Annotated in this window: 12 protein-coding genes and 3 pseudogenes; 8 read left to right on the top strand and 7 right to left on the bottom strand. The window is 57.6% G+C overall.

Translation table 11 applies throughout. The features are described 5' to 3' along the window. The 3 genes from repA to repC all read left to right on the top strand — a co-directional run. Positions 1–928, top strand: a 928-nt coding sequence (gene repA, locus AC1D17_RS24400; protein WP_477567872.1) for a plasmid partitioning protein RepA, incomplete at its 5' end; no start/stop codon positions are given. Positions 929–1,011: 83 nt separating this feature from the next. Then, positions 1,012–1,998 carry a plasmid partitioning protein RepB gene (repB, locus tag AC1D17_RS24395; protein WP_477567871.1) on the top strand — a complete coding sequence of 329 codons (987 nt, stop codon included), beginning with the start codon at positions 1,012–1,014 and terminating at the stop codon, positions 1,996–1,998. Between the two features lie 156 nt (positions 1,999–2,154). Then, a complete protein-coding gene (gene repC / locus AC1D17_RS24390; RefSeq protein WP_477567870.1) occupies positions 2,155–3,369 on the top strand; it encodes a plasmid replication protein RepC in 1,215 nt (404 codons plus the stop codon). Positions 3,370–3,431: 62 nt separating this feature from the next. Here repC and AC1D17_RS24385 read toward each other — a convergent pair whose 3' ends face one another. Both AC1D17_RS24385 and AC1D17_RS24380 read right to left on the bottom strand, forming a co-directional pair. Beyond that, positions 3,432–4,070, bottom strand: a complete 639-nt coding sequence (locus AC1D17_RS24385; protein ID WP_477567869.1) for an alpha/beta hydrolase family protein — start codon at positions 4,068–4,070, stop codon at positions 3,432–3,434. Between the two features lie 477 nt (positions 4,071–4,547). Then, positions 4,548–5,561: a diguanylate cyclase domain-containing protein gene (locus AC1D17_RS24380; RefSeq protein ID WP_477567868.1), complete on the bottom strand. Its 1,014-nt coding sequence runs from the start codon at positions 5,559–5,561 to the stop codon at positions 4,548–4,550. A gap of 495 nt (positions 5,562–6,056) precedes the next feature. Here AC1D17_RS24380 and AC1D17_RS24375 point away from each other — a divergent pair, with 495 nt between their 5' ends. Beyond that, on the top strand, positions 6,057–6,575 hold the full coding sequence (locus AC1D17_RS24375; RefSeq protein ID WP_477567867.1) for a hypothetical protein: 519 nt from the start codon (positions 6,057–6,059) through the stop codon (positions 6,573–6,575). Between the two features lie 84 nt (positions 6,576–6,659). On the opposite strand, the pseudogene AC1D17_RS24370 reads toward AC1D17_RS24375, so the two are convergent. Both AC1D17_RS24370 and AC1D17_RS24365 read right to left on the bottom strand, forming a co-directional pair. Further along, positions 6,660–6,817 (bottom strand): annotated as a pseudogene (locus tag AC1D17_RS24370) (DUF4172 domain-containing protein); the annotation flags it as partial. Beyond that, positions 6,818–7,213, bottom strand: coding sequence for a VOC family protein (locus tag AC1D17_RS24365; RefSeq protein ID WP_477567866.1), 396 nt, complete (start codon positions 7,211–7,213; stop codon positions 6,818–6,820). Between the two features lie 751 nt (positions 7,214–7,964). Between AC1D17_RS24365 and AC1D17_RS24360 the strand changes: the two are divergent. Together AC1D17_RS24360 and AC1D17_RS24355 are read left to right on the top strand one after the other, a co-directional pair. Further along, positions 7,965–8,135: pseudogene (locus tag AC1D17_RS24360) on the top strand (LysR substrate-binding domain-containing protein); the annotation flags it as partial. Between the two features lie 298 nt (positions 8,136–8,433). Next, on the top strand, positions 8,434–10,737 hold the full coding sequence (locus AC1D17_RS24355) for a rhodanese-like domain-containing protein (protein WP_477567865.1): 2,304 nt from the start codon (positions 8,434–8,436) through the stop codon (positions 10,735–10,737). Between the two features lie 417 nt (positions 10,738–11,154). On the opposite strand, the gene AC1D17_RS24350 is transcribed toward AC1D17_RS24355, so the two are convergent. The 3 genes and pseudogenes from AC1D17_RS24350 to AC1D17_RS24340 all read right to left on the bottom strand — a co-directional run bounded on the left by AC1D17_RS24350 (position 11,155) and on the right by AC1D17_RS24340 (position 14,075). Next, a complete protein-coding gene (locus AC1D17_RS24350; protein ID WP_477567864.1) occupies positions 11,155–13,014 on the bottom strand; it encodes a TPR end-of-group domain-containing protein in 1,860 nt (619 codons plus the stop codon). 124 nt (positions 13,015–13,138) lie between these two features. After that, positions 13,139–13,347 (bottom strand): annotated as a pseudogene (locus AC1D17_RS24345) (IS6 family transposase); the annotation flags it as partial. A 14-nt stretch (positions 13,348–13,361) separates the two neighbouring features. After that, on the bottom strand, positions 13,362–14,075 hold the full coding sequence (locus AC1D17_RS24340; protein WP_477567863.1) for a GntR family transcriptional regulator: 714 nt from the start codon (positions 14,073–14,075) through the stop codon (positions 13,362–13,364). A 148-nt stretch (positions 14,076–14,223) separates the two neighbouring features. Here AC1D17_RS24340 and AC1D17_RS24335 point away from each other — a divergent pair, with 148 nt between their 5' ends. Then, a complete protein-coding gene (locus AC1D17_RS24335; protein ID WP_477567862.1) occupies positions 14,224–15,888 on the top strand; it encodes an amidohydrolase in 1,665 nt (554 codons plus the stop codon). Beyond that, the gene (locus AC1D17_RS24330) at positions 15,885–17,018 is read left to right on the top strand and encodes an ABC transporter ATP-binding protein (protein ID WP_477567861.1); all 1,134 of its coding nucleotides are present in this window, start codon (positions 15,885–15,887) and stop codon (positions 17,016–17,018) included. The genes AC1D17_RS24335 and AC1D17_RS24330 overlap by 4 nt, the downstream gene beginning before the upstream one ends. Positions 17,019–17,021 lie beyond the last annotated feature (3 nt).

Raw genomic sequence — 17,021 nt, 5'->3', positions numbered from 1 at the left:
CTACTACACTGCGAGCCAGATTAATGAGCTTCGATCGGTTCTCGATCGCGTTCCACACCGTGTCGGCACTGAGAAGCTTCAGGTGATTGCCGTGGTGAACTTTAAGGGCGGCTCCGGAAAGACCACTACCGCAGCTCACCTTGCTCAATACCTTGCCCTTCGCGGTTACAGGGTGCTGGCTGTCGATCTCGACCCCCAGGCCTCGATGACCGCGTTGTACGGCATTCAACCTGAGTTGGATGAGAAGCCGTCCTTCTATGAGACCCTCAGGTATGATGAGGCACGACGATCGATTACGGAGATCATTCAGCCCACAAACTTCCCAAATCTCGACGTCGTCCCGGCCAATCTCGAACTGCAGGAATACGAGTACGAGACGCCCTTGGCGATGCAGAGCAAGGACTCCACGGCAGGAAAGTTGTTCTACACGCGGATAGGCGACGCTCTTTCCGAGGTGGACGACCGGTACGATGTCGTCGTTGTCGACTGCCCTCCCCAGCTTGGCTATCTCACCCTCACCGCGCTGACCGCAGCGACCTCGGTACTCATCACTGTTCATCCGCAGATGTTGGATATCATGTCGATGTCTCAATTTCTTTTGATGCTAGGCAATATTCTCAAGAGCATCGAGGCGGCCGGCGTCAAAGTCAGCCTGGATTGGTTCCGTTATTTGATCACGCGATACGAACCGATGGACATTCCGCAGCAGCAAATGGTTGGATTCATGCAGTCCATGTTTGCTCAACAGATGATGAGAAATCACATGGTGAAGTCCACGGCGATTTCGGACGCGGGTCTCACCAAGCAGTCGCTTTATGAGGTCGAGCGTTCGCAATTTACCCCTGCCACTTATGACCGGGCCCGCGAAGCGCTGGATCTTGTGAATGCAGAAGTTATCGAGCTGATGAACGAAGCTTGGGGTCGGTGAGATGCGGGGTGAATTGTCAGCCGTACACATCAGCATTTTTGTCAATCGCCGCAGTGGTTTAAGCGGATATTGGAGCAGACGATATGGCGCGTAAGGATGTGTTTGCCAATATAACCAACGCTGACGTCGCAAAGCCGGAGAGAAAAGCCACGCCTGGCTATGCCACCCGTGGCGCTTCTCGTTCGATGATAAGTTCGTTGGGCGAACTCGCTGAAAAAGCGGCCAAGGCAGAGCAAATCCTGCAGGGAGAAGCCGTTGTAGAGATCGATCCGGAAGAGATCGATGGCTCATTCGTCTCGGATCGATTGGAAGACGACGAGCTGGCGTTTGCGCAACTTCTCGAGGCCATTCGTGAACGCGGGCAAGACTCGCCTGTCCTGCTGCGCCCTCACCCGGATACGGACGGGCGCTACCAGGTCGTGTTTGGGCATCGCCGCGTCCGCGCGGCAAAACTTCTCAGCCGAACCGTTCGCGCTGTTGTTAAAGAGGTCGCGGACGTTGATCATGTCATTGCCCAGGGACAAGAGAATTCCGCCCGTGAGAACCTCTCGTTCATTGAGCGCGCCGTATTTTCCCAGCGTCTCATCGACCTGGGTTATCAGCGCCCAACGATAATGCTGGCACTTTCGATTGATGCGCCCATGCTGACGAGGATGCTGTCTGTCACCGGCAGAGTGCCGGCGAGAGTATCAACGGCGATTGGCGCCGCAAAGAACGTCGGTCGCGATCGCTGGCTGGAACTCGCGCAATTGATTGAGCGGCCGGAGAACAGGGCAAAGGTTGATGCCCTCGTCGCCGAGGAACAGTTCAAACAGTCAAGTTCCGACGATCGTTTTGAGCATATTCTAGCTGAGCTCAAGAAGGTCAAAAAGGCTCCAAAGCGCCTCTCGCAGGCGAACACTTGGACGCCGGACGACGGATCGGTCGTGGCAGAATACAAGAATTCCGGGAGAAGTTTTTCGCTTTCGTTGAGAGCGAAGGAAGCCGGCAAGTTCGGACAGTTTCTTTCGGTGAACCTGGAGCGCCTTTTTGAGGAGTACAGGGAAAACGAGAAGCAACGAGGAGACTAAACCGCAAAAGAAAAAGGCCCCCAAACGTTCCCGTCGTGGAAGCCTTTCCCGTATCTGTAGCAAGAACGAGAATCACATTTCCACGAATCATAGTCAAGAGTCTTTGACGCCGTTTTGGGTGATCGGACTTCTTTTGCCGAAACAAAGGTGAAGGAAATGCAGGTTGGAAATGTGACGACGCCCTTTGGGCGGCGGCCAATGACGCTTGCCTTGATAAAAGGCCAGATTGAAACGGCTGAGATCAAACCAGGCAAAACGGTCGACAAGTGGAAAATCTATCGAGACGTGTGCGACGCCCGATCGCTTTTGGGCCTGCGCGATCGTGCCCTGTCAGTGCTGAATGCCCTGCTCTCATTCTACCCTGAAACCAATCTTTCTGACAGCAGCAAGCTTGTCGTATTCCCATCGAACGCACAGCTGGCGACACGGGCCAATGGCATCGCCGGAACGACGCTGCGCGAAAACCTGGCGATACTGGTGAATGCCGGGATGATCCATCGCAAGGATAGCCCCAATGGCAAGAGGTATGCACGCAAGGACCGCACAGGCGAGGTCGAAGAGGCCTTCGGGTTCAGCCTGGCGCCACTTCTCGTGCGGTCCGACGAATTGGCGCGCCTGGCGCAGCAGGTGGCTCTTGAGCGCAAGCAGTTGAAGATCGTCAAGGAGAGGATTTCACTGTGCCGGCGCGATATCCGCAAGATACTGACAGCAGCAATGGAAGAGGGCGCATCGGGGGATTGGGGGAAGATCGAAGCCCATTACGTTGGTGTGGTCTCACAGATCTCGAAGGCCCGGACACGCGAAATGCTGGACGGCATTCTCGACGAGTTGTCCATGCTTCTCGAGGAAACGCTCAACATGTTGGAAAACCAAATAGTTTCGGAGAATCCCGCTAGCAATGCCGACGAGGAGCGTCAGCACATACAGAATTCAAATACCGATTCCATCCGTGAATCTGAACCAGGCTCTCGAGAAGAGCAGGGCGGAAAATCGAGCCAAGCCATCAGGCAGACGAGAGAGCCGATCAAGGCGTTTCCACTCGGTCTGGTGCTGCGGGCCTGCCCGGAGGTGGCCATGTATGCGACAAACGGGACGATCGGCAGTTGGCGGGAGTTGATGTCGGCGGCGGTTACCGTTCGATCGATGCTCGGAGTAAGCCCGTCCGCGTATCAGGATGCCTGCGACATCATGGGGCCTGAAATGGCGGCCGCGGCGATCGCTTGCATCCTCGAGCGAGGAGGGCACATCAATTCGGCCGGGGGGTATTTGCGGGATCTGACGCGGCGAGCCGAAAAGGATGAGTTCTCGCTCGGTCCGATGCTGATGGCGCTGGTTCGAGCCAATGGCAGCGCTGAAAGACAAGCGGGTTAGCGAGATCATGTCCCGGGATCCACTGCATGCTTGCGGTCTGCGGGTAGGGCGGAGAGATCCGCTCAGGTATCGAGTACCTCGGTCCAGAGCTTCACCGCCGTTGCCATCGAGGTGAGATGATCTGATGCAGTGAACCCCGAAACGGTTTTGCGCGGCTTAAGATCATGGTCACCGTCTTCAAGCCAAAGGATGTCGATCTGATCGGATAAACCGTAGTTCGCCACCTCAGCGCCGCTTCCAAACTCGTCCCGGGTACCCTGGCAGATCAGGGTAGGTGTCTGAATTGTTTTAAGGTGCTGTGTTCGAAGGCTCGTAGGCTTGCCGGGAGGATGGAATGGGTAGCCGAGGCAGAGCAATCCGGCGATTTTCCCCGACGCGTGAAGTTCGTCGGCGATCATACTGGCCACACGGCCGCCCATCGACTTGCCGCCGATGATGAGTGGACCGTGCACTTCAAGCGCCTCGATTGCCGACCGATACTCGGGGATCAGCTTTTCGGCCTTTGGTGGCGGTTTCCTCGACGCGGAGGTTCTGCGCGCCGCCATATAGTCGAATTCGAAACGGGCGACGCGAAACCCGATGGCAACGAGCGCGGCTGTGGCTGCTGTCATGGAGTTAGAGTCCATCGGAGCGCCGGCACCATGCGCGAGCAGAATCGTAAAGCGTGCATCGGTCGGGCCCTCAATGAGGAAATCCGTCATGGGTTTCATCCGTCAGTCCTCAGCTCCAGCTGGAGYATACACATAATGCTCGTCGTCCAGGGTATGGCAATACCGTATTGAATTTCGATTTGCTAAATGAAATGGCTCGCTCCTATTAAATTCGTGAGAGCAATTTCCAGGGTCCGGGTTGGACAAGGGAGGCGAATTTGCTGTCTTCACCAGCGTCCGCAGCGCCACCCGTCCCTCGCCCCTTTTACCTTTCGTTCACCATACGAAGTTAGCGCACGGGCCTATTCGTGTTGTGGTTCTGCGTCCGCGAGGCTTATATGTGCGGCGCCGGAGTCTGGAGTCCATCGAGGACCATCTCGGTGAGACAATACGCCTGCCGGAACTGGCGGCGACTGCGCAGCTCAGCGTTTCATTTTCAGCGCAGTTTCCGGGCAAGCTACGGCGTGTCCCCGCATGCCTGGGTGACCCACCGGCGTGTCGGGCGCGCCGAAACTCTCGCGCTTGCCTCTACGCCACGTCGGCCGCCCGACGAACAAAGCTACCGCCAGCCTCTTCGGATATTTTGAACGTATTCCTCCCCGCCGCCTTGGCGGCGTAAAGCGCGACGTCGGCCTTCTTAAAAAGATCTGAAGGTGTCGAGCCATCCATGAAGGCTATTCCAACAGATGCCCCAATCTGGACGTGGCGCCCTTCAAGATGAACAGGTCTGTACAACGCTCCGACAATCTTGCGGGCGATATTCGACACCGAATCTCGGTTCTCGCTGACCAAAATTGCGAATTCATCGCCGCCGATGCGTGCAATCAGTGCTGCCTGTGCACAAACGCGTTCAAGATGACGGGCAGTTTCCCTCAGGCAATCATCTCCAGCGGAGTGGCCGAAGGTATCGTTGAGGGTCTTGAAGCCATCCAGATCGACCAAAATCAGGGCTGTCGGTGCTATCCCACGACCGTAGTCGCTACAGAATTCCCCAAGCCTTGATTGAAATTGCGCCCAGTTTGCCAAGCCGGTCATAACATCGAAGGCGGCGAGATACTGCGTCCGGTCCTTCATGATTTTTTCGTCTGTGATGTCCTGCTTGATGCCAAAAATGCGAACCGGCATGTTCTCTTCGCATTCGACCGTTGCGGTGATGCGGATCCACCGGCGATTGCCCATGGCCGTTATGATTTCGGCGTCCATCGTAAAACCACTACGCTCAGCAATCGCCTTGCTCCGCAGCGTATTGAGTTCTCTTGATGACGCCTCTGAGTAGCATTTGACAATCTCGTTGCGGTCGAGATCTGATCCGCGTGGGAGATCAAACATATCGTAGACAACGTCAGTCCATTCCAACGTGTTGTCGGGCAGGCGGCACTGCCACACTCCCAACCTAGCCGCAGCTGAGGAGCGGTCGAAGATTTTCCGACTGTGCAGCAGTGCGGAGGTCTGCTCCTGGATGACGGCTTCTTTCTGAGCGAGTTCGGACCGAAGACGCGCAATTGTCTCAGCGTAATGGCGGGAAAAGATCAGGTTGCTCACCCAGGACGCCCAGCCGAGGAGGCGAAAGCCTCTAAAACCAAGTCTCTGATCGTTGTGTAGGCGATCCATTTTGCCTCAATGCATTGCATTTTTCCACATTCTGCATTTTCGCGCCTAATCCTTAAGACTTTGCGCCTTTTCGAAACGTACGGCTCACTACGAATGACCAATTCACAGCTATAAAGAATGCTTCCTAAGGCCATGAACTCTCGTTTCCCATACACAATCGGCTAACGCCGAGACAACGTAACAGCCAGCGTCAGACTAGCATCGCCTGTCTCTCCAGAGCACCTCAGGCGGCTCTCGAGGAATACCGTGTCTCAGAGCCGGTCAATCCACCGACTTGAGATAGAATGTACCGGCGACCTGCGAAAATGCAGCGCCGTAGGCCGTGTGGTAGCCATCAAGGCACGATTGAGGCTAAAGGCAGTGTTCCCGTCAATGCTCCGGTGTTAAAAGCCGCGATTGCCACCAACTATACTGGACAGAAATTCCATGAACGTTGCACGTTACGCCGACTACATCGGCGACCTGAGGGCACTTTTTGCCGAACTGGATCGGAGGTCCGAGCGGTTCCAAACATTCGATGTGCGACTGGAACTGGTCGCAGCCGGCAGCCTCGTCGTCTACGAGACAAAGCGACGCAAAGGCCAGACGGACAGTTTGTATTATGGTCGCTCCGCAGCGACTGGCCAGAGCCAACAGATTTCACAGGCGGCCGCGTTTTCAGCCATCGACCGGTTTTTCGCGCTTGGCCAATTTGCGGCATTGGCCGACCAGGTGGCAGCCGGTGAGGGGGCACAGACCCGATCGGTGGATGCGCAATACCCGCACTGCGCCGTCAATTTTTCCTATCGCAAAAAAGGTCAGGCAATCGCCCGCTCCATGCTGATGGTCTTTGTTGGATTCAATGACGAAACCGATGCATTGGAATTCACTTCAATGACGGATGAGCAGGGGGCATTCGTAACGCAACGACCTTACTACACAGCAAAGTCCCATGAATGGAAGTGAGTGGGGTCGGGAGCGGGCGTTCTCCTGACGAAATGGATTAGTGGGCAATGACCGCGCCACGAATAGCGACCTCAGGAGTTTCGCACGTCTTCCGTTCATCAACATGCTGTGCCAACGAAACATCGTTGTGTGGTCGAGCGGAAGAGGCCAGAAATTATAGACATCGATCATCATTTCAGCGATGCCGCGCTCCTGCGGTTTGACGGCCGACTGTCGGCATCGAGACCGAGTTGGCGACGCATCTAGACTTTGCAGTCCAGCATCCATTGAACCCCGTACCGATCGGTGAGCTTGCCATAGTAGCTCCCCCACGGCTGCATCGCGAGGGGCGTCGTTACCTTGCCGCCGACAGGGAGCTTCGTAAATAATCTGTCGGTGCTGTCGCGATTGCCCATGATGAGAATGTGGGACGAGCCTCGCATCGGTTCAGCATCGTGATTGTCCGAGGCGAAGAACAGAACTCCCGGCCCCTCGAAACGGGCATGCATCACCTTGCCTTTCATCGCTTCGCTGGTGATTGGTATGCCGTGATCTCCGTGGCGCATGAGCGTTGTTACCTGACCAAGGCCACATTCCGTGTAGAATGTAAGCGCAGCTTCGCACTGCGTGGCGAAGAAAAGATAGTTGGCTAGCTGCATTGCATAGACTCCGGTCGATTGCCGGGCTGATTAGCCCGGCATTCCTGGATACTTGTCCGATGGGGTTAGGCAGCGGAGGCGGTGATGGCTTCTACGAGATCGGCATTATCGTAGCTGCGCCCCGCGATCCCCCAGGCTCCCTCGGTGCGTACGAGGCCACTGTTTACGATATCGGAACCACTGCTGTAGCAGAGTGCGGCAGTCTGGAGAGACGTTTCCGGGGTTGCGTGACGGCCATTCTCACACCAGAGCACCAAAGATCGATAAGCCAAGGTTATCGGTCGTTATAAGATGGCGCCAGGCGGTGCGGCGATAGCAAGATAGCGCGTCTAAACCGCACGGTCGATAACCTTACGGCCATGGATCCGCTTCGTGCCCGCAAGCGCTTGGGCCTCCGTACCGCCTACGCACCTACCTGGCTAGGCCTTACCGCGCGGGCGCGATGCTAGAGACGTTCGGGGCCGCCGGCATCGAGGCCAGGGCTTCTTCCTATCGGGAACTCACCCCCAGATAAGTGGCTTTTTGATTGGACAACGTACTTCAACCAGCAACTAGCTGCTGGGTTGCATGGCTGTCTGCTCTCGAGTTTTCTGTGCCGTTCAGATTCGTTTGCGCTTGCTTATACGCCATGGAAATGGCGCGGAACTTGATGGCCTGCCACCGGACATAGTCCCGCAGTAGGGTTTGGGAGACGAACAGGTCGCCACGATTACCAGGAAGGCTCCAGGCGAGAAGCCCTTCCGATTTCGCCAACCGCAATTTCGAGCTTCGAAAAGTGAGGGGGGGGTGGATTTCAGGATCGGCATGGGGGTTGCACGGAACATGGAGGATCCGACAGCGTCGCGTGACGATGTCATCGATATTGCCCTCTCTGGTCAGACCAACAAGGCAGGTAGCGACAGAACCTGTGCGTGTTCGTTAGTCCGGGATGGGGAACGCAACTTCCGGGGCAGGCGGTCCTGATTTCCGTTCGCGACGGCGCCTCTCTGATCGGCGTGTCAAGGTCAAGCGCTTTTCGAGCTTTTCCCTTGGCAGGACGAGATAACATCGTCGTCCGCAGTCGGCTCCCAAGCGGCCATTCCGGCCAGGCCCCAAGCCAGGCGATAAATCTGGCACGAGCGAGGAAACAAGAGTAGCTTGCGGAGGGTAGGAGACTGGGAAATTTCCCGCCCTGAACCAACGCAAAAGTGAGGCCTTCTACACCTTTGGGAGAGGCGGCCATGGGAGGAGTTCACGCCGAACGGCGGCTGGTCGCAATTCTTGCCGTCGACATTGTTGGTTACTCGCGTCTCATGGAAGCCGACGAGGCCCGGACCCTGGCAGCAATGAAAGCGTTGCGTTCCGAAATCTTCGATCCGCTACTAGAAGATTATCACGGACGCATCGTGAAACTCATGGGCGACGGCGAGATCGTGGAATTTAGCTCCGTCGTCGATGCCGTGACTTTCGCAGTCGCGTCACAACGAGAGGTCACTGCGCGCCAGGTAGATGTTGCCCCCGAACTTCGGCTTCTTTTCCGCATGGGTATCAATCTCGGCGATGTCGTCGTGGACGGCGAAGATTTGCTTGGCGACGGTGTCAACGTTGCCGCCCGCCTTGAGCAGATATGTGAGCCGGGAGGACTTTTCGTGTCCGGCACCACTTTCGATCACTTGCAAGGCAAGCTCGAATTGCCATTGGAATTCATCGGCGAGCAACATGTGAAGAATATAGAGCGGGCGGTGCGTGTCTATCGGGTGAGGTTCGAGGGGAATACGCAGTATCGGCGGTTCAACGTTAGGAGCCTTCGCAATTGGGGAATTCCAGCCGCTTTAGCACTCCTTCTCTTGATAGGCGTTCCCGCAATATGGCTGGCCCAGAGGAACACGAGCGCTGACACGGCGTCCGTCGCGCGGACGGTTTTCCCGCTGCCAGAAAAGCCGTCGATCGCCGTCCTGCCGTTCGACAATCTCAGTTCCGATGTCGAGCAGGGTTATTTCGCCGACGGGATGACCGACGACCTGATCACTGAACTTTCAAAACTGTCCGGCATTTTCGTGATCGCGCGCAATTCGACCTTCACTTACAAGGGCAAGCCCACTACGGCGCGGCAGGTGGCCGAGGAACTGGGCGTCCACTACATCCTCGAGGGCAGCGTGCGTCGAGAAGGAAACCATGTTCGAGTCAATGCCCAGTTAATCGACGCGATCGAAGGACATCACCTCTGGGCTGAGCGCTATGATGGTGAAATGAGCGGCGTGTTCGGGCTGCAGGACAGGGTGATAGGACAGATCGTGTCGACGCTCGCCGTGAAGCTGACAAGTGCGGAACAGAACGCCGCAGTTGCGCTGGAGACAGCCAATCCGCAAGCCTATGATCTGCTGTTGCAGGGATGGGATCACCTTCGCCGGGACACCGAGGCGGAAACGGCAACGGCTGCCGCCTTTTTCCAGAAGGCTATAGTCCTCGATCCAAACTATAGTCGCGCCTATGCATCGCTGKCGGCGGCAAATTGGAGGATTACCGTCTCAAGCTGGTATGGCAGGGTGAACGCTTCCCAGAACCTGAACCGAAATCTTGCAAAGGCAATGGAGAGGCCGACGCCGCTTGCCTATGCGATAACGGCGCAACTGCTCGCGCAGCAGGGGCGCTATGACGAGGCGTTCTCTGCCATCGGCCGGGCGATGAAGCTTGCGCCGAATGATCCCGACAACCATGTCGGCATGGCGCGGATTCTCAACGCGACGGGACAAGCGGCAGAGGCTGAACAGGAGGTCCGCCGGGCGATGCGATTCGATCCCCGTTTCTCGCCTGCAACACTGCGCATGCTGGCAATCTCCCTCTTCTCTCAGGGAAAGTACGAGGAAGCTGCCGGCAACTTTGAACGTGTGATGGCAAAAAAGTCGGATGTTCTTGCGGATTACACGACGTTGATATCGAGCTACGGGCACCTCGGACGCACTGAGGGCGCTCAGGCTCTTGTCCATGCGTACAATAAGTTGGCGGCGTCTTCCCAATGCGATCCGCTCACGATCCAGGAAAGTGTGTTTGATTGGTACGGTAGTGCGTTCAGCTACCATAGACCTTACATAACGCGCCTGCAGGACGGTCTACGGAAGGCTGGAGTGCCCGAGGGGGCCGGTACCGACCTCGCCCTTGACGATTATCTCAAGTTTATGACGACAACGAACGGCGAACTCAGTGTCGACGGCACCATAAAAGTCAATGTAGCAGAAGCAAAGGCGCTGCTCGCCCGCGGCGTACCCTTCATCGATGTGCGAGCCCCGCTTGGCTACGAAAACGGCCATATCCCCAAGGCCATCAATTTATCGCTGGTCACCGGCCTTTCGAAGGAAAGCCTCGCCAAGGTGGCGGGCAAGGACGACGAGGTCGCCTTCTATTGCCACGGCAAGCATTGCCACTATTCCGCCTATGCTTCGGCCAAGGCGGTTGCCTGGGGTTACACGCACGTCTTCCTTTTTTCCGGCGGATTTTCAGAGTGGGAGGACGAGGGATATCCTCTGGTGATTGAGGTCAAGAACTAGCTTGGGCAGGAATTGCCCTATGAAACCACATGGGTTGCCAAACGCCATCCGCGATCCCAGTGGCTGGTACTGGCGGCTCTAGGCGGACAGTTCATCCAGCGCAATAGTGCTAATCAGTGCTCAAGCGGCCAGCCATGTCGCTGGTGACCCCACTGAGCAGATGGCTGCTCATCATTGACCAATGCGTAGAGCAGGAGGGTTGGCGGGAGATCGACGATGGCGGGGAGCCGTTGCTTGCATTGCAATTCTGGGAACACGTTGCAGTCAGCTCATCGCACTTACTTTTGAGGGTGTCGATCAGAAACGAGCGACCCGCACAAACGTCGCAAATGCCGTGATTAGCAGCTATTCATCCTGTCGCCTGAGAGGCACCGTTGTGCCGCAAGCGCAGGTCCGCTGATCGGCAAGGCTCAATGGCTAAGCTGCCAGCTCCAATACGCGCTGCCAGCGCGGATGCTCGTACAGTGGCGCAAAGTCAGAATCCTGCTTCACCCACGCTTTGGTCTCGTGATTGGCATGAGGCAGCAGCCGTTCCAGCAAATCCAGCGCACGATCCAGCTCGCCGAAATAACAGCAAAGGCAGGCGCTATTGTACTGCGTTAGGATATCGTCCGGATCGATTGCCAGCGCTCGTGCGGACCATTCCTTCGCACGCTCGACTTCTCCAAGGAAGGCGAGGGCGTTGGCACCGAGATAGGCCGGCCGGGGGTTCTCAGGATACTTCGCCAATTCCCGCTCGGCCCGTTCAACGCCTCTGCGTGCCGCTTCCCTCTTCTTTTCCTGCCGCCCGAGAGAATGACAAACTTGCATAAGCAGGACGACGGACTGGTAGTCATCGGGCTTGATTTCGGCCGCGCGCTCGAAAAGATCGGCTGTCTGATCGAGCTTCCCTTGGACATAACAGGCGCGCGCATAGAAATAATGCGCCTCGAATAGGTTGGGATCGATTGCGATGGCCTGTTCGAACTCCTTTTCGGCCTCTTCATATCTTTGGCCTACCGAGAGAGCCAGACCACGCGACGCATGTGCTTCGGCCAACCCACTTTCGATGTCGAGCGCCTTGCCGCTGTTGGCAAGGATGGCTTCGAGCGAGACCTTCTCGTCGTAGTTGAGGAATAGAAAGGAGTCGCAGTCCGCGATGCCGGCATACGCGCGCGCATAAAGAGGGTCGAGCTCGATTGCCTTGCCGAACATCCGCTTCGCCAGCGCATAGTAAGTCTTGGACGTCCGGTGGAAAAATTCTCTCCCCCTCAGATAGTACGTGTAGGCCTCGACGTTCTCAGTGGGAGCCGCGTTGATCGCCTTCGCTTCGGCCGGCAGCAGCTTGACCTTGAGCTGCTCGACGATTGTGTGGGTAATCTCGTCCTGAATGGCGAATATATCGGTGAGTTCGCGGTCATATCTGTCGGCCCAGACGTGGCCGCCATCCGCCCCGTCGATAAGCTGTCCCGTTATGCGGACGCGCTGGCCGGCTTTGCGAACACTCCCCTCGAGCACGAATTTGACGCCGAGTTCCTGCGCCACTTGCTGCACCTTCATGGACTTGCCTTTGTAGGTGAACACCGTGTTGCGGGCGAGGACGTGGAGGCCAGAGATTTTCGACAGGTCGGTGATGATGTCTTCGGTAATTCCGTCGGAAAAATACTCCTGCTCGGGGTCGCCGCTCATATTTGTGAACGGCAGGACGGCGATTGAAGGTTTGTCCTTCTCTCGCCTCTCCGACGACGCGGGCGCGGCGCTATTCTCGATGCGGGGCGGGGCCGCGGCAAGTGCAACGTKGTAGACCCTGACGGGCCGGTCGATGTTCTTGAGTGCCTGCTCCCCCATGTCTTCGAAGTCGAGGTCAAGATTCTTGCCGATATGGTCGTGAACGGTGCCGGAGATAGCGACGCCTCCTGGCCGGGCAATGCTTTCGATCCGCGCCGCGACGTTGACGCCGTCGCCATATATGTCGTTCTCGTCGAAGATAATGTCGCCAAGATTGACGCCGATGCGAAATTCGATACGCCGCTCCTCTTGCACGTCGGCGTTGCGCTCGCGCATCCTAAGCTGGATGTCGGTCGCGCAGGCAACCGCATTCACCACGCTCTGAAACTCGACCAGCATGCCGTCGCCGGTGAGTTTCACGATCCTGCCCTGGTGCTCGGCGATCTTGCCGTCGACCAGCTCGCGCCGATGCGTCTTGAGCGCCGAAAGTGTGCCGCCCTCGTCGAGACCCATGAGGCGGCTGTAACCGACAACGTCGGCTGCAAGTATTGCACTAAGTCTTCGTTCCATGTGCAGGGCAGCCTTTGTTTCTGCGGCGATGCAGGGTAGCAGATTTCAGCAGCAGCGCCATCAGATTGAATGGAGTTGTCACGTTGTCGAGCGGCGACCCGACCTGTCGCGTTGCTGTCTGAAATCAGGCAATGGCAGCTGTCGCGGCTTTCCAATGGGCGATGGCACGGACACTGATTGGCGAGAGCGGAGCGTTTGCGAATGCGGTGCGACGAAGAGATTTCGGACGGCGCAGAAGACTGATGTGAAACGTTGCAATCCGCCGGCCGATCGGAAACCCTGCATCAGATGTTTTCGCAGCGGCGGATGAGAATTCGCTGCTCGATTGTTCAAGTCCGCTTTGCAGATTACAGCTGGTTCTCGTCATGTCTGGATTTGTAGAGAACCTGAAGATCTCGCTGTCTGTGCATGAGGCTCAGAATTCCGTCTCGGGATTGCTGGATGTGGCGACGCGTTTCTCGACAGGCTGTTTTCGTATCACCAGCCGCAATCGCCTCAACGATTGCGTGGTGTTCATCACGTGCCTCATTCCAGTCATTCAAATGCGTCAGCTCCATCCAAACATAGACCTGGCATTTTTCCAACAATCCGTTGAGCATCTCGGCAAGCATCGGGTTGCCACTGAACTGTGCAATAGACCTATGGATCTCCATGCCTATCTGCATCTCTTCCAGGCGGCCGCGTGGTGACGGATCGGTTTGCGCAAGGTTTTCGCACTCGGCCACCAGGCTGCGCAGACGGTCGATTTCCTCGGCGGTGATGCGCGATATCGTCAACCGGGTTGCATAGTCCTCCAGCTCGGCGCGAATATCAAACACGTTGCGCAGCATCGTTTCATCAAACGAAACGACGGCGAAACCCGTGCGTGGCCTCTCAATGACGAGACCGTCACGCTGAAGACGGTTCAACGCCTCGCGTACCGGTGTCCGGCTCACCTGCAACTGCTCCACCAGCTCGAGCTCTGTCAGCCGCCGGCCCGGCGTCAGCTGACCGGTTACGATCATCGCCTTGATCGCTTCATAGGTCGTCTGCCGCAGCTGGCCGCGGGCAATTTCATTCATCTGAACTCCGAATGATCTGGGTGGAAGGACGCATCCCATAGATACCGGTTGACACGTTAATTCGCAAGGGCATTATGTATACAAAAAAGTATCCGTAAATTGCCTGCAGAGATGTGGGATTTGCCGGAACGACGTCGAGGGGTATCGAATGCAAGCAGACATGATCGTCACCAACGCCAGGATTCTGACCATGGATCCGGACAGGCCCACGGCCTCCGCGCTCGCTATTGCCGGCGGGCGGATACTGGCCGTCGCTGATGAAGCGGAAATCGAAGCGCTCGCAGGGGCAAAGACGCAAAGGGTGGATGGCGGCGGCCGCAGTCTCCTCCCAGGCTTTATCGAGGCGCACATGCACGTCTTCGGCGGCGGCGCCATTCTCAACGACCTGTCACTGTCAGGCATAAAAGGTGACAACGAGGTTAGACGTCTGGTGCTTGACTATGCCGCCGCCAACCCTGGCGCCAAGGTGCTTTACTGTCAAAGCGTCGACTATGACATGTTCGACGGCAGGCCGATTGATCGGCACTACCTTGACGGCATCATCAGCGACCGGCCGTTGGCATTCGTGGCCTTCGACCACCACACCATGTGGGTGAACACGTTCCTGCTCAAGGAAGTGGGTCTTCTCAACGGCAAGGTGCTCGGCCCGGGCAACGAGATCGTCATAGGCGCTGATGGCCTGGCGACGGGAGAACTCCGGGAAGTCGAGGCATTCGGGCCTGTCAACGTCTATGCCGGCACGGACCGCTCCAATCTGGGTCTTTCAACGGGCGGAGAGCCGCTGGTGCCGCCCACGCCCGAAGAACGGGCGCTCGACCGCGCTTTGATCAATGCGGGCCTCGCCTGGTGCGCAAGGCATGGCATCACCTCCATCCACAACATGGACGGAAATCTCTACACGCTGGAACTGCTCAAGGAGATCGAGGAACAGGGCGATCTGATCTGCCGTGTGAAAGTACCGTTCCACTTCAAGAACTTCATGACCGTGGACATGCTGGAAAAAGCATCCCGCATGCACGAGACCTACAAGGGAGACTGGCTGAATTCCGGTCTGGTCAAGGCCTTCTATGATGGCGTGATCGAGGGCTACACTGCCTTTCTCGCCGGCGGCTATGCCGACCGGCCCGGCTTCACGGGCGAACCGCTCTTTGCCCAGGAACAGTTCAGCGAAATGGCCGTCGAGGCGGACCGTCGCGGCCTGCAGATTGCCGTTCATTCCATCGGCGACGGAGCGGTCAATGGCGTGTTGAATGGCTATCAGGCTGCGCTCAAGGCAAATGGCCCGCGCGACGCTCGCCACCGCGTGGAACATGTCGAAGTCGTCCTGGCCGGCGATATTCCCCGCTTTGCGGAACTCGGTGTAATCGCATCCATGCAGCCGCCTCATCCTCCCGGGCTGATGGACTTCTCGCCTGAACCGGGCCGAACCCGGATCGGGCCCGATCGCTGGGCGCTCGCCTATGCCTGGCGGACCTTGAAGCAGACGGGCGCCCACGTCGTCTTCGCATCCGACTGGCCGGTGGCCCGGATCGATGTGCTGGCCGGCATCCACGCCGCCGTCAATCGCACCCCTTGGGCGCCGGACTTGCCGGACCAGAGCTTCTCGTTGCATGAGGCGATTGCCGCCTACACGGTCGAGGGCGCCTATGCCGAACATGCGGAAGACCGCAAGGGCAGACTCAAGCCGGGCTATCTGGCCGATTTCGTCCTGCTTTCCGGCGACATCGAGAGCCTGCCGTCCGCTGAAATAAACACGCTTGCGCCGGTGCTCACCGTGTGCGGTGGCCGTGTGACGTTCGAGGCATGCCCATGATTGCGTCCCAGCAAACAGCGCAAAAACGAAGCGCGGACCGCAACCTCGCCGTCCAGGCTATCGGTTTGCAAAAAAGCTATGGCGCCGGTGCTGCCGCCTTTCTGGCGCTGGAAGATGTCTCGGTCGACATTGCCGAAAACGAATTCTTCACGCTGCTTGGGCCGTCCGGCTGCGGAAAGACGACGCTGCTTCGGCTGATTGCCGGTTTCAGCTTTCCCACCGAAGGCCAGATCCTGTTGCACGGCAAGGACATAGCGCCGTTGCCGCCCTTCAATCGGCCGATCAACACGGTCTTTCAGAACTACGCGCTCTTTACTCACATGTCGGTCGCCGAGAACATCGGTTTTGGCCTGAGGATGCTCAGCTGGCAGAAATCTCGCATCGCGCAGCGCGTGTCACAAATGCTCAGGCTCGTGCGCATGGAGGCGCTCGCCGACCGCAAGACAAGTGCTATTTCCGGCGGCCAGCAGCAGCGTGTCGCTCTGGCGCGCGCGCTTGCCCCGCAGCCGCAGGTGCTTCTGCTCGATGAACCGCTCTCCGCGCTGGACTACAAGCTGAGGAAGGAAATGCAAGTCGAACTCAAGCGGCTGCAGACCGAAACCGGCATCACCTTCATCTTCGTGACGCACGACCAGGAGGAGGCACTGGCAATGTCGGATCGCATCGCCGTGATGAGCAAGGGCAGGGTGCTGCAGGTCGGCAGTCCGAAGGAAATCTACAATGCGCCGGTCGATCGCTTCGTGGCCGATTTCATCGGTGAATCCAATATTCTCGCTGGGCGCATCGCGGGCGCCGCCGACGCGGACGCATTTCGCGTGGAGGTTGCCGGCGCCACGATCACGGCCTATGGCGGCTCCGGCACGCCCGACAGCTCGGTGCAGGTTCTGATCCGCCCCGAACATGTCGACGTGCTCGACCAGATCGCGCCCGATGCCATTCCGGCGGTCATAGAGAACGAGATTTTCGTCGGTACCGATACCCGCCTGCAACTTCGCCTGAACGATGGCGCTCTGTTCACGGCGCGGCTCGCCAACAGTCCGGAACTGGACAGGACAAGGCCACCGGGAACGACGGTCTGGTTGCGTATCCACCGCCATAGCGCCCGTCTCCTGGGAGGCGCGCATGGATAGTAG

The sequence above is a fragment of the Pararhizobium sp. P1_E7 genome, from assembly GCF_056405855.1.
Note: the sequence above shows the minus strand (reverse complement) of the source record. Positions and strands in the feature narration are given on the sequence as shown.